The 13,242-nt window shown below is 41.8% G+C and carries 11 protein-coding genes, 1 tRNA gene and 1 rRNA gene; 12 read left to right on the forward strand and 1 reads right to left on the reverse strand.

Annotated elements, in window-relative coordinates; genetic code table 11:
- The first annotated feature begins 185 nt into the window (after positions 1 to 185).
- Positions 186 to 1,403: a tyrosine--tRNA ligase gene (tyrS, locus tag ACZ449_RS07325; RefSeq protein WP_464260373.1), complete on the forward strand. Its 1,218-nt coding sequence runs from the start codon at positions 186 to 188 to the stop codon at positions 1,401 to 1,403.
- Positions 1,404 to 1,438: 35 nt separating this feature from the next.
- Here the strand turns inward: tyrS and ACZ449_RS07330 are convergent, their stop codons facing one another.
- Positions 1,439 to 1,768, reverse strand: coding sequence for a small, acid-soluble spore protein, alpha/beta type (locus ACZ449_RS07330; protein ID WP_464260374.1), 330 nt, complete (start codon positions 1,766 to 1,768; stop codon positions 1,439 to 1,441).
- Positions 1,769 to 1,907: 139 nt separating this feature from the next.
- On the opposite strand from ACZ449_RS07330, the gene yunB reads away from it, so the two are divergent.
- The 11 genes from yunB (at position 1,908) to ACZ449_RS07385 (ending at position 13,232) form a co-directional block, all read left to right on the forward strand.
- On the forward strand, positions 1,908 to 2,609 hold the full coding sequence (gene yunB / locus ACZ449_RS07335; RefSeq protein WP_464260375.1) for a sporulation protein YunB: 702 nt from the start codon (positions 1,908 to 1,910) through the stop codon (positions 2,607 to 2,609).
- A 374-nt stretch (positions 2,610 to 2,983) separates the two neighbouring features.
- Positions 2,984 to 4,539: ribosomal RNA gene (locus ACZ449_RS07340) — 16S ribosomal RNA — on the forward strand.
- 165 nt (positions 4,540 to 4,704) lie between these two features.
- A tRNA-Ala gene (locus ACZ449_RS07345) sits at positions 4,705 to 4,780 on the forward strand.
- Positions 4,781 to 5,052: 272 nt separating this feature from the next.
- Positions 5,053 to 5,595 (forward strand): hypothetical protein, encoded by a 543-nt coding sequence (locus tag ACZ449_RS07350; protein WP_464260376.1) that lies wholly within the window; start codon positions 5,053 to 5,055, stop codon positions 5,593 to 5,595.
- A gap of 755 nt (positions 5,596 to 6,350) precedes the next feature.
- Positions 6,351 to 6,545: a hypothetical protein gene (locus ACZ449_RS07355; protein WP_464260377.1), complete on the forward strand. Its 195-nt coding sequence runs from the start codon at positions 6,351 to 6,353 to the stop codon at positions 6,543 to 6,545.
- Positions 6,546 to 6,603: 58 nt separating this feature from the next.
- Positions 6,604 to 7,095 carry an N-acetyltransferase family protein gene (locus ACZ449_RS07360; RefSeq protein ID WP_464260378.1) on the forward strand — a complete coding sequence of 164 codons (492 nt, stop codon included), beginning with the start codon at positions 6,604 to 6,606 and terminating at the stop codon, positions 7,093 to 7,095.
- 323 nt (positions 7,096 to 7,418) lie between these two features.
- Positions 7,419 to 7,670 carry a (2Fe-2S) ferredoxin domain-containing protein gene (locus tag ACZ449_RS07365; protein WP_464260379.1) on the forward strand — a complete coding sequence of 84 codons (252 nt, stop codon included), beginning with the start codon at positions 7,419 to 7,421 and terminating at the stop codon, positions 7,668 to 7,670.
- A 7-nt stretch (positions 7,671 to 7,677) separates the two neighbouring features.
- Positions 7,678 to 9,390 carry a [Fe-Fe] hydrogenase large subunit C-terminal domain-containing protein gene (locus ACZ449_RS07370; protein WP_464261835.1) on the forward strand — a complete coding sequence of 571 codons (1,713 nt, stop codon included), beginning with the start codon at positions 7,678 to 7,680 and terminating at the stop codon, positions 9,388 to 9,390.
- Positions 9,390 to 10,541: a SpoIIE family protein phosphatase gene (locus ACZ449_RS07375; RefSeq protein WP_464260380.1), complete on the forward strand. Its 1,152-nt coding sequence runs from the start codon at positions 9,390 to 9,392 to the stop codon at positions 10,539 to 10,541. Before ACZ449_RS07370 ends, ACZ449_RS07375 begins: the two co-directional genes overlap by 1 nt.
- Before the next feature lie 74 nt (positions 10,542 to 10,615).
- Positions 10,616 to 11,356, forward strand: coding sequence for a YebC/PmpR family DNA-binding transcriptional regulator (locus ACZ449_RS07380; protein WP_464260381.1), 741 nt, complete (start codon positions 10,616 to 10,618; stop codon positions 11,354 to 11,356).
- 169 nt (positions 11,357 to 11,525) lie between these two features.
- Positions 11,526 to 13,232, forward strand: a complete 1,707-nt coding sequence (locus tag ACZ449_RS07385; RefSeq protein ID WP_464260382.1) for a spore germination protein — start codon at positions 11,526 to 11,528, stop codon at positions 13,230 to 13,232.
- The last annotated feature ends 10 nt before the right edge of the window (positions 13,233 to 13,242 follow it).

The following is a 13,242-nucleotide window of genomic DNA, read 5'->3' on the forward strand; positions in this document are numbered from 1 at the left end:
TTATTTAGTGACATAGCATGGCTGAAATTGACAATGTAGACATATATATATTAAAATAATACATTATATACGAATTTGTATGAATGGGAAGAGTATTGCGGGTTTACTCCCGTCCCCAGACTAGGGACGGTTTTATTATCTCTATGTACCAGTGCTTGAACCCGGTCAATGAGGAGGATTTAACAATGTCTGTATTAGATGTTCTCAAAGAACGAGGATTTATTCAACAATTAACGCATGAAGAAGAAATTGCGGAGCTGCTTGATAAGGAAAAAATTACGTTTTACATCGGTTTTGACCCTACTGCTGATAGCCTGCATGTCGGGCATTTCTTAGGCATGATGGTAATGGCTCATATGCAGCAGGCCGGACACCGTCCTATTTGCCTGATAGGTGGTGGGACAGCCATGGTAGGAGATCCCTCAGGTAAAGCGGACATGCGGAAAATGTTGACCGCAGAAATTATCAACCATAACGGTGAGCGATTTAAAAGGCAAATGCAGCGGTTTATTGACTTTTCCGATGGCAAAGCATTGATGATGAATAATGCTGACTGGCTATTAAGACTTAATTATGTAGAGTTTCTGCGAGATATCGGCGTGCACTTCTCCGTTAATCGAATGTTAACTGCCGAATGCTTCAAACAGCGGCTGGAAAAGGGCTTGTCATTCCTAGAATTTAACTATATGCTGATGCAAAGCTATGATTTTCTGGAACTTAATCGTCAATGTAACTGTATTATGCAGATGGGCGGTGACGATCAGTGGTCCAACATCTTGTACGGTGCAGACCTTATCAGACGTAAGGAAGCCAAACCAGCCTATGGGCTGACCTTTACTTTATTGACCACCAGTGATGGGCGAAAAATGGGTAAGACCGAAAAGGGAGCCTTGTGGTTAGATGCTGAAAAGACGTCCCCCTATGATTTTTACCAATACTGGCGCAATATTGATGATGCTGATGTAGAAAAATGTTTGGCTCTGCTAACTTTTTTACCGATGGAAGAAGTTCGGCGACTAGGTGCTCTTAAAGATAAAGAAATTAATATCGCGAAGAAGACACTGGCGTTTGAGGTGACTAAATTAATTCATGGTCAGGATGACGCCGAGAAGGCCGACCAGGCTGCAAAAGCATTGTTTGGCGGAACTGGGAATTTGGATAATGTTCCAACGATATCGATAACTACTGATATGCTGGACACAAAACTGCTGGATGTTCTTGCGAGCACAGGGATTTTTTCGTCCAAAGGCGAAGGACGACGACTAATTCAGCAAGGTGGTCTCTATATTGGTGATACCACGGTATCTGATCCAGACTTTCTCTTAACAGCTAATCTATTCGAAAATAATAATCTCCTTATTCGTAAGGGTAAAAAGAATTATCACCGTATTATCCTAAAATAAAAATTGGGTCGCATCTGCGACCCAATTTTTTATTTTTACTGATTTTCTTCCAAATGCTCTTTAGTATCTTGAATAGTGACGTCATCGACAGGAACCATCTGAGATTCGGCCATGGCTACTAATTTTTTGACCATTTGTCCACCAATCTGACCGCCCATTCGCCCGCCGATTTTACCGACTTCTTTGGTTGTCATGTTTTCCCAACCGACATTCTCAATTTTTTCTTTGAGACCCAATTCTTCAGCAACTTCCAGTTTCTTTTCGTCAAGAATACGTTCATAATTATCTTCGGTTATTTCTGTGTTCATTTCCTGACCAAGAGTCTCATTGGCAACACGTAATTTCAGTTTTTCTAAGCCATCCATATACGAATCACCTCACCTTTTTTTTGTAGCATTCCCACCAATTTAAATTATAATGAATGTATATATTTAGTAACCAATACCCATCTTTCGCCATATATATAATCAACTAGAGAAAGAGTAGTCAGGAGGAGGGGGAGAAATGCGGTTTTCTGTACGACGCAGACGCGTAATACCACTCTTTCCATTAGTAGCAGCTATTTTGATAATTTTAATGGTGTTCTTTTTTTGGAGGGTGGAAACCCATTTAAAACCAACTCTCATGGCCATTGCGGAAACAAGAGCAACTCGTATTGCAACCCAAGCCATTAACAATGTTATTAATAATAGAGTAAGTCTTACTGTGGACCCTAAAACATTGGTGAATGTTACATTAGATGAACATGGTCGAGTGGTGCTTATTCAACCTAATACTATGGAATTTAACCGATTAGCTGCAGATACTACTATGAAGGTACAGGATGCATTGGAAGAGATAACTGAAGAAAAAATCAATATTCCTATTGGTCAAGTATTAGGCAGTCAGATGTTAGCCAGTATGGGTCCTAAAATCACAGTTACTATTATCCCTGTAGGTACAGTCCAGGTTAAAGTAGTTGATAAGTTTGAACAAGCTGGTATCAATCAGACAAGGCATATGGTTTACTTGGCTGCTACTACACAAATTCGGATTGTAGTCCCGTTAGTAAGTCAAAGTGTTAGCGTCAATACGCAGGTTCCTATCGCAGAATACGTTGTAGTTGGTGAAGTGCCTAATACGTATGTTCAATTTCCATTCCCACTTGATAGTGACTTGTTAAATGGAAATAGTGCTGGTAGCAGTAATGGCAGTCCTAAAAATTAATGTTGTTCTGTCAGAACAGCATTGCATAGAACCTGTTGACATCGTAGGTGCAACGTGATATCATATATAAATGTTGCCGCTGTGATGCAAGTAATAAAAAGTGGCCGACAATAGTGCAGCCGTGCACGACGTTCCCTGAAAACTGAACAATGTAAGTAATGCATCATAAAAGCCAGATGTGCGATTGTATGTCGCTTGCGACATATAAAACCAAAAACAATTCTAAATTGATTTATAGAGCCAACAAATGGCTTCATATAATGTAGTCACTCTGTGACTTTGAATTTGTGCCTGGTGCGTCTATTAATGTAGTTTGTCTACTTTAATTAAGATAGCAATGGTATTTAAGTTTATAAGCTCATAGACGGCAAACTTTATTGGAGAGTTTGATCCTGGCTCAGGACGAACGCTGGCGGCGTGCCTAACACATGCAAGTCGAACGGGGAGTTAGTAATAACTCCTAGTGGCGAACGGGTGAGTAACGCGTAGACAACCTGCCTCTAAATTGGGGACAACACCGCGAAAGTGGTGCTAATACCGAATGTGGTATCTTGGTCGCATGACTAGGATAAGAAAGGTGGCCTCTATTTATAAGCTACCGATTAGAGATGGGTCTGCGTCTGATTAGCTAGTTGGTGAGGTAATGGCTCACCAAGGCAACGATCAGTAGCCGGTCTGAGAGGATGAACGGCCACACTGGGACTGAGACACGGCCCAGACTCCTACGGGAGGCAGCAGTGGGGAATCTTCCGCAATGGACGAAAGTCTGACGGAGCAACGCCGCGTGAGTGAAGAAGGTCTTCGGATTGTAAAGCTCTGTCGTTTGGGACGAACGTGGGATGTGTGAATAATGCATTCTAATGACGGTACCAAAGGAGGAAGCCACGGCTAACTACGTGCCAGCAGCCGCGGTAATACGTAGGTGGCAAGCGTTGTCCGGAATTATTGGGCGTAAAGGGCGTGTAGGTGGATTTTTAAGTCGTGTGTCTAAGTGCGGGGCTCAACCCCGTATAGGCGCAGGAAACTGGGAATCTTGAGTGCAGGAGAGGAAAGTGGAATTCCCAGTGTAGCGGTGAAATGCGTAGATATTGGGAGGAACACCAGTGGCGAAGGCGACTTTCTGGACTGTGTCTGACACTGAGGCGCGAAAGCTAGGGGAGCGAACGGGATTAGATACCCCGGTAGTCCTAGCCGTAAACGATGGGTACTAGGTGTAGAGGGTATCGACCCCTTCTGTGCCGCAAGCTAACGCAATAAGTACCCCGCCTGGGGAGTACGGCCGCAAGGTTGAAACTCAAAGGAATTGACGGGGGCCCGCACAAGCGGTGGAGTATGTGGTTTAATTCGACGCAACGCGAAGAACCTTACCAGGGCTTGACATTGAGTGAAAGACTAAGAGATTAGTTCCTATCTTCGGATACACGAAAACAGGTGGTGCATGGCTGTCGTCAGCTCGTGTCGTGAGATGTTGGGTTAAGTCCCGCAACGAGCGCAACCCTTATCCTTTGTTGCCAGCACATAATGGTGGGAACTCAAGGGAGACTGCCGTCGACAAGACGGAGGAAGGCGGGGATGACGTCAAGTCATCATGCCCCTTATGTCCTGGGCTACACACGTACTACAATGGGCTTAAACAAAGCGAAGCAAGACCGCGAGGTCAAGCAAAACGCATAAACAAGCTCTCAGTTCGGATCGGAGGCTGCAACTCGCCTCCGTGAAGTCGGAATCGCTAGTAATCGCAGGTCAGCATACTGCGGTGAATACGTTCCCGGGCCTTGTACACACCGCCCGTCACACCACGAAAGTTGACAACACCCGAAGCCGGTGGGGTAACCAGCAATGGAACTAGCCGTCTAAGGTGGGGCCGATGATTGGGGTGAAGTCGTAACAAGGTAGCCGTATCGGAAGGTGCGGCTGGATCACCTCCTTTCTAGGGAGAACCGTTCGGCGTAACAACTGAACTAACTTCTAGGTCGGTATATCTTGGCAGATGATACTCTTACATTGTTTAGTTTTGAGGGAATGCAAGTTACCATAAGTTACTTGTTGCCAAACACGAGTGACTATGATAATATAACGGTTCCTGAAAAATCGTGGGGATATAGCTCAGCTGGGAGAGCGCTTGGCTCGCATTCAAGAGGTCAGCGGTTCGATCCCGCTTATCTCCACCAGTAAATTCAAGGGTTCATGGCACTTTGCTATGGACCCTTTTTCATGCTTGAGCCTTGCTTTGGGCCTAATGATACACAAACAGTAGCAAAGAATGAGCTATTTTTCTTTAAGCAATCTTTAAGTTATTACATGGATTAATATGGTATAATTACTTAACTGTATATTCCGCAGTAAAGAAGTTTGCAGGCGCAGGTAGGTGATGCAAAAATCTTTAACACGTTGTATATAGTCGAAATATTGAGAGGTATCATATTATAAGGGGGATCGACAAATGAAAAAGATTAGTTTGTTGTTGTTTTGCCTGTTGTTGTTTGGAATTGTTTCAATTCAAGCAGCACCAAAAAGTGTAGGCGTTGTTATTATTGGAACATCGGACTTTCGTACACCTGACTACTATAATATTCTAACGGATAAGTTGCCCAAATTGTTTACACCTAGTAACTACAGTTTAAGTATTGGCACTGAATCTCAAAACCGTTATCAAGCATATTGGAATAATAAGGGCTTTTTAACCGAACAAACAGCAACCAAAGCTGATTTATTGGATTTTGCTAACCAAAGTAATTATGATAATGTGCTTTTTCTTATCCTTTCACAACCAATAGTTGATACTCATAAAGTAATTCTTCGTCGAGATAGTACCCGTGTATCGTTAGATGTTTGCGCTATTTATATTGATGCAAAACAAAAAACAGTAGTTTCTAATGTTATGACTACACAAGAAGATGATTCGAAGACGAGTCAGTTACGAGCAAAAAGCGGAGCATTTGGAAAGGCTACTGACTTTTTCGTAACCAACATAAAAGGGATTTAATGGTAAATACAATAATAAGATGATGATGATACAAGAGATTGTTAAGAGAGCTGCCGAAAGGTAGCTTTTTTGTTTATGGTGAAAGTATTTTGAACACAACATTCTACTAGAATATTTGGCAAGTTCGAAGTCGATAAGGTACTGGACGTTCCCATGGGCGCTGCTACTAATCGGGTGGCGGGCATGGTATGAGGTATATTTGCCGTATATGGAATAAGGAAGTTTATCTGTTCAATGATGATCTGGACGGTAAGCGGTTTATTGAGCTTCGATGATAGGTGCGGCTTTACCTACACATTCCATTCGACTATTTGGCTTATCTCTTATATAATAGTTGTATTGACTATTACTAGAAAGGGAAATGTTATGAAGCCCATACGGCATGTGATAAATATTTCAGCATACCTTCGCCATATCTATAACGCTGTTTATAGATATAAGGAAATTGAAGTTACAAGATATGAAGTAGCTCAGATTCGAATTAGTAGATAATAAGCCCCTGGCGTGCCGGAGGCCAATAGTCCCTGCATGACGTTAGCTGATTGTTTTTCTGTTGATTCTAAGGCGTGAATATATGTGTTAGCGGTAAAAAATTTATTGGATTGTCCTAACTTTGTGATATTGCTGCTAGTCGACGCCGGATTTAATAACGTGTGAACAGGTGACAGCACTTCGGTGGTGTCACCTAAAATATATTGCAGGAATTTAATCCCCTTTTGCCTAATAACTTAAAAAATAGTAAAGGAGATAATGATATGGAGTCTCAATATTTTTGGATGAGTCTAGATGATTTAGAGCAAGTAGTAATTGGAAATGGAGAAATTTTGTTGATCAATAAAAATGGAGAATCAACAAGAATCGGGACTACTGTCGATGAAGCAAGAAAAAGATTAACAGATTTTGGCAAGGATGAAGATTTCCCTGATTTTATGAATGATTATAACGGGTAAGCCTTCCTTCGGGATGGCAATTTAACGAAAAATGTATTTCCTAAAGGGGGGAAGTTGAGTGGTTGAAATAAGGCGTGCAACGAATTTGGATTTTGATGAAATTTGGCCTATCCTACACGATGTCTTTTCTAAGGGAGATACGTATTCTTTTTTACCTGATACTTCTAAAGAAGAAGGCTTTCACATATGGATGGAGATCCCTTTGGCAACGTATGTAGCAATAAAAAATCAGCAGATTGTGGGTACATATTTCATAAAACCAAACCAACCAGGATTAGGTTCTCATATTTGCAATGCAGGATATGTCATTAACTCAAAATTTCGTGGAGAAGGTATAGGCAGAGCACTATGTGAACATTCCCTTCAAGAAGCAGTTAAATTTGGATTTAAAGGAATGCAATATAATTTTGTAGTATCAACTAATCGAGTTGCCGTTAAACTTTGGGAAAAGTGTGGTTTTAATATAGTTGGTACGTTGCAAAATGCTTTTAATTACAAGGACAAAGGTTTCGTAGATGTTTATGTGATGTATCAATGGCTCGGTCGATAAAAATGGATGAACTGTCTAATATTATCGCGGAGATTGAAAAAATAAACAATGCGACAAATATTAAATACCCGTTGTGTGCCTAAAGTAAATTTATTTTCTGAATTTTTCTCCTGGACAAATATGCTATAATTAGCAATGGTTATTGATATATGGTTCACAGGTACCAAAGCCTGCAAGGTTATTTGTTTGCAGGTTTTTTACTATTTTCGCAGGATAGTATATTACTTGCATATTACCCGCCCGCACAGCAGAACCCTGTTGTATCTAGAGTAATTATGAAATACAATAAAGTGAAATGATTCACGATAATATGAGGTGCAATTATGCTACGGTTGTCCATTTGTTTCGGGAGTGCCTGCCATTTGCGGGGAGCTTATGGTGTACTGAATGCTTTTAAGGCACTAATTACTAAATATGAAGTCCAAAGCGAAATTGATATTGAGGGAAACTTTTGCCAGGGGCAGTGCACAGAAGGCGTAGTTATCAAAATAAATGACGAAATTATTACGAATGTAGCTCAAGAGAAAGTCTATGAAATATTTATAGAGAAAGTGTTGGGAGGGAAGCAATATTAATACCATCATAACTCGTAAGGTAAATTGCCAGGATTGCTTTCGCTGTGTGCGTGCATGTCCTGTTAAAGCAATTGGAATAGATAAGGGCCATGCCCGTGTTATTGAGGAAAAATGTATTCTTTGTGGCCGGTGTGTTGCCGAATGTCCGCAACAAGCGAAAGAAATAGACAGGCAAATACAAAAGCTAACCACGGCTATTGCAAACGGTAAGCAAGTAATTGTGAGTTTAGCCCCCTCATATGTAGCGGCTTTTCCTGAATTTTCCTGGAAAAACTTGACATGGAGATTGCAAAATGCTGGGATTAGTGCTGTTGTAGAAACTGCCGCTGCTGCTGATCTGGTCTCGCAACTCTATGCAACCTATATAAAAGATAATAACAGGGAGAATCAACCGGTTATTTCCTCCTGTTGTCCGGTTATTGTAAATATTATCGAAAGATACTATCCTAAGTTAATCAATAATCTTGCGCCGGTTTTATCGCCGATGCTGACACATGCTAAGCTTATTAAGCAGGCGTTTGGACAAGATAGTTTTGTCGTATTTGCCGGGCCATGTATCGCGAAAATTTCCGAGGGCGGCTCACTCGGTTCGCAAGTAGATGCTATTATTACTTTTGAACAGCTTAAGGAATGGCTGCAGCAGCATACTGCTATTATTACTGAACAAGTTCCAATAAAAGCAACTAAGCCGTTGCCTGAATCTGCATATGCTGGTCGTTGTTTTCCTGTAGCAGGCGGGGTCTTGCTGCCATTTTTATCGCAAATTGCGGATGAAGAAGTTATTGCAGTTGATGGCATAGAAAATTGCCTTGAAGTATTTGAAGGCTTAAGTATCCGGGAATTTTCTCCGAAATTTATTGAGGCCATGGCTTGCGCTGGCGGTTGTATCAATGGCCCTGCTATGGGAACACGTCAATTGTTGCAAACCAAAAGAAATAGGGTATTGAGTTATGCTAAGAGTGCTCTACATAGCGAAACTCAATGGCAAGGTATTTCCACTAAAAGTAACCATGAGCTATCTAAATCTTATGTTCCTAAACCAATAAAAGCGATTATACCTACAGAAGATGAAGTGTTGGAGATTCTTAAACAGACAGGAAAATTTGCCCTCAAGGACGAAAAAAATTGTGGTGCCTGCGGGTATGATACTTGCCGCGACAAGGCAATTGCTGTATTTCAGGGGATTGCCGAGATTGATATGTGCGTACCTTATATGCGCTCTAAGGCAGAATCATTTGCAAATATCATCGTAGAAAACTCCTTAAATGCCATAATTGCTGTTAATGAAAAAATGATTATTAAGGAATTCAATCCGGCTGTTAAACGAATGTTTGGTGCAACCCAAGAAATATACAAAGGTATGAGCTTAACTGAACTCTTTGATTGTACAGATTTTATTGCAGTCGCAAAATTTGGGCATAAGATTGTCGGTAAACGGGTTGATTATGCTAGCTATGGTATTATTACTGAGCAGATGATTATTCCCGTACCTGAACATGGTCTAGTAATCGCGATTATTACTGATGTGACTGCTCTTGAAAAAAAACATCAGGAACTGCAGCAAATGAAACTAGACACGGTAGAAAAAGCCACTGAAATCATCAATAAGCAAATGCATGTTGCGCAAGAAATCGCTGGGTTATTAGGTGAGACTACAGCCGAAACCAAATCAACCCTGTTAGAGCTGATTATGCTGATAAAAGGCAGGGGGAAAGCCTAATGCAGCGTCTTCATGCCGAAGTTGGTGTAGCTCAATTGTCTAAAGTTGGTGAAGAATTGTGTGGCGACAATGTTGGTATTGCCAGAACACCGCAAGCAACAATCATTGTACTGTCTGATGGGCTAGGTAGTGGTGTTAAAGCGAATATATTAGCGACTTTAACGACTAAAATCGCTACCGTCATGCTTAAACGCGGCATACCGCTGGAAGATGTAGTTAATACCATTGCCGAAACATTGCCGGTTTGTCGCCAGCGAAAGATCGCGTATTCGACGCTGCATATTATTAAGATTGCTCCTGATGGTCAAACAACTGTTGTTGAGTTTGATTGTCCGGCTACTTTCCTGGTGCGTAAAGGCAAGGTAATTCAGTTTCCTACCCACGAGAAAGTAATCAGTGGCAAAACCATTCGCGAGGGAGAGCTTTGGCTCCAGGAAGATGATGTATTAGTAGCAGTGACTGATGGTGTAATTCATGCCGGTATTGGCGGTTTACTTAAACTGGGCTGGGGTTGGAACGGCGTAGCCAAACAGATCGAAATAGATACGAAAGAAGATGGTGATACAGAAGTTATCGGGCAACATTTAATAGATTGCTGTGAAGGGTACTATCTTGGAAAGCCTGGCGATGATTCCACCGCTTTAGTTGTTAAGATGCGTTATCCGCAACAATTAACCTTACTTACCGGACCTCCTGCCAAGGTGGAGCATGATGGAGAGCTTGTCTGGCGGCTATTTGCGGAGCCAGGCAAAAAGGTGGTTTCCGGAGGAACTACTGCCCAAATAGTCAGCCGGGTAATTGGTTGTCCGCTTAAAGTGGATTTAACCTGTCATGATTCGCAAATACCACCGATTGCTTATCTGGACGGAGTTGATTTGGTTACTGAGGGGGTACTGACCTTAAATGCTGCTGTTGACCGATTAATGGATACAACAAAACTGCGTAATTCCAGAAAGCAAGATGGTGCTACTTTATTAGCTAAACTATTGAATAAGGCTGATACAATTAAAGTTTTTGCGGGACTTGCGGTTAATCCTGCCCACCAAAATCCCAGTTTTCCAATGCAGATGAATATTAAAGCTCAGGTGTTAAATAAATTGAAAACGGTATTGCATTCTAAAGGAAAAGAAGTCATTATTGAGTGGATTTAAAAATTGTACTTTGCCAATTACTTGCTATTATGTTACAATATTGGCGATTCACTTAGCTGAGAGGAGTATTTTACATGTCAGGACATTCAAAATGGGCGAATATCAAACATAAAAAAGGTAAGGTAGATGCCATACGTGGCAAAGTTACTACCAAAATCAGTCGGGAGATTACCATAGCAGTAAGAATGGGTGGCGCCGATCTAACCGGTAACATGCGTTTAAAATTGGCCTTGCAAAAAGCCAGAGAAAATAACATACCTAAAGAAAATATCCAGCGAGCTATTCAAAAGGGTGCAGGTGCGCTTGAGGGCCATAACTATGAAGAAATAAATTACGAAGGGTATGGACCGGGTGGTGTTGCTATTATGGTTGAAGCCATGACTGACAATCGTAACCGGACGGCTGCTGATGTACGGCATTTGTTTTCTAAATATGGCGGCAATTTGGGAGAAACAGGCTGTGTTTCCTGGATGTTTAAGCAAAAGGGTGTATTTGTTGTTGAACAAGAGGAAATTGACGAAGAAGAACTTATGCTTATGACACTCGATGCTGGCGCTGAAGATGTTGAAGTAACAGAAGGCGAGTATGAAATAACTTGTCTGCCAGAAGATTTTGAACAGGTCCAGGAAGCGTTAGATAAAAACAATATAAAAACAGTGGTTTCCCGGATTACGATGGTACCAGAGACTACCGCTAGTCTGCCTGGCGATGAATCAGTAAAAATGATGAAGCTTTTAGAGGCCTTAGAAGATCTCGATGACGTTCAGGAAGTCTACACCAACTTCGATATGCCTGATGAAGATGAAGAAGATTAGAAAAAACAAGGGTTTATAGGCATTTAAATATCATGTACAAATAAAATAAAACGATATATCAACTAAAACCTTCCTGTGATAACTGCAGGGAGGTTTTGTTTATGATACATAAATACTAATACCGTATACCATACTAAAGGAATAATAACCCAAAGATGGGAAGGCAATTATGAAAAGGAGAAAGTACCCTTGTGTAGGTAATATAAAAAAACTTTCAGTACATATGCCGAAGGCTTTAATCGCCGATACCCAGGAGAACTTGGACGCGCTCAAGCAGTTAACCGTCGAAAGCAACACAATTGCTGAAGAAATCAATCAAATTGCTCAAAAACTTATGACGCCAAACTCCTCTGAAAAAACGGAAACACTACCTGTAAGCCGGTCTCTTTTCAATAACCGGCAGGTGCTGAAACATTTATTTGGTGACTGCGTTGATGTAAGCTTCCGCGAATTTGTTATTGGCAAAGAACAAATTTCCGCTATTCTTATTTTTATAGATGGTCTTGGGAGTAAAGATATCATTAACGGGCAGATCATGAGATCGCTGATGAAGATCCAGTATGCACCGGCGCAAGCCGCAAGCCCAGAGCTTCTTATCAAGTTGATAAACAAAGTTTTTCTTGAAGCGGTTGAGGTAAGTGAGCTCACGACAGTCGGAGAAATTACCGATGCTGTATTGACTGGCGATACCATTTTGCTGGTAGACGGAGCGGATCAGGCTTTAAGAATCATTACCAAGGGTTGGCGAGGCCGGGATGTGGGCGAACCAGTTACCGAGAGTGTAGTCAGAGGTCCCCGGGAGGGTTTTACCGAAACCATTCGTACTAATACCGCCCTGCTGCGGCGTAAAATCAAGTCGACAGAGCTTAGGCTGGAAAAACATATTGTGGGGAGAATAACCAAAACCGAAATCAATCTCGCATATTTATTAGGAACAGCTGATGCTAAAATTGTGGCAGAAGTGCGCAAAAGAATCAAAAGGATTGATGTTGACTCAATTCTCGAAAGCGCCTATATCGAAGAATTAATTGAGGATACCCCCTATACGGTATTTCCCCAAATCGAGCACAGTGAACGGCCTGACAAAGTGGCAGCCGCAGTCCTAGAAGGCCGGGTAGCAATTTTAGTTGACGGCACCCCTTTTGCTTTAATTGTTCCCACCATTATGGTTCAGTTTTGGCAATCCAGCGAAGATTACTATGAGCGATATCCTGTCACTTGGTTAGTTCGTCTAATCCGTTTTGCCTTTAGTACCATAGCCTTATTGTTACCAGGTGTTTATGTAGCTATTGCTATGTATCATCAGGAAATGTTTCCTACAGCCTTGCTGATCAGTATCGCCGGCGCCCATGAAGGAGTTCCCTTTCCAATTTATGTTGAGGCATTACTGATGGAACTTACCTTCGAAACTTTGCGGGAAGCAGGTGTACGCTTACCGCAGCCAGTAGGCCAGGCTGTCAGTATCGTCGGCGGTTTGGTCATCGGGGAGGCCGCTGTGCAGGCCGGGATCATCTCGCCTGCGACAGTCATTGTTGTAGCACTTACCGGTATTTCATCCTTTGCCTTGCCGTCCTATAACCTTTCCTGGAGCCTGCGCATCTTACGTTTCGTCTTTGGTTTTCTGGGATTTATATCCGGATTATACGGAATAATGCTGGGAATGCTCATACTGCTTATACATATCATCTCCTTACGCTCTTTTGGCGTGCCATATTTTTCTCCTTTTGCTCCCTTTAAACTGCAGGACATGAAAGATGTAATGTTCAGGCTTCCCTGGTGGGCGATGAACGAAAGACCCTATTCCATTCCAACTAGTAACCGGCAAAGACAGAAGTTTTTTCTAAAACCCCGTATACCCAACGCCAACGATAAGTAGATGTTTAATT

The organism is Desulfosporomusa polytropa (assembly GCF_055380075.1).

Excerpts from the sequence above, each read along its gene's own strand:
- ACZ449_RS07365 (WP_464260379.1), top strand. The coding sequence starts at position 7,419 with ATGCTACGGTTGTCCATTTGTTTCGGGAGTGCCTGCCATTTGCGGGGA.
- ACZ449_RS07380 (WP_464260381.1), top strand. The coding sequence starts at position 10,616 with ATGTCAGGACATTCAAAATGGGCGAATATCAAACATAAAAAAGGTAAG.
- yunB (WP_464260375.1), top strand. The coding sequence starts at position 1,908 with ATGCGGTTTTCTGTACGACGCAGACGCGTAATACCACTCTTTCCATTA.
- ACZ449_RS07385 (WP_464260382.1), top strand. The coding sequence starts at position 11,526 with ATGAAAAGGAGAAAGTACCCTTGTGTAGGTAATATAAAAAAACTTTCA.
- ACZ449_RS07355 (WP_464260377.1), top strand. The coding sequence starts at position 6,351 with ATGGAGTCTCAATATTTTTGGATGAGTCTAGATGATTTAGAGCAAGTA.
- ACZ449_RS07330 (WP_464260374.1), bottom strand. The coding sequence starts at position 1,768 with ATGGATGGCTTAGAAAAACTGAAATTACGTGTTGCCAATGAGACTCTT.
- ACZ449_RS07375 (WP_464260380.1), top strand. The coding sequence starts at position 9,390 with ATGCAGCGTCTTCATGCCGAAGTTGGTGTAGCTCAATTGTCTAAAGTT.
- tyrS (WP_464260373.1), top strand. The coding sequence starts at position 186 with ATGTCTGTATTAGATGTTCTCAAAGAACGAGGATTTATTCAACAATTA.
- ACZ449_RS07350 (WP_464260376.1), top strand. The coding sequence starts at position 5,053 with ATGAAAAAGATTAGTTTGTTGTTGTTTTGCCTGTTGTTGTTTGGAATT.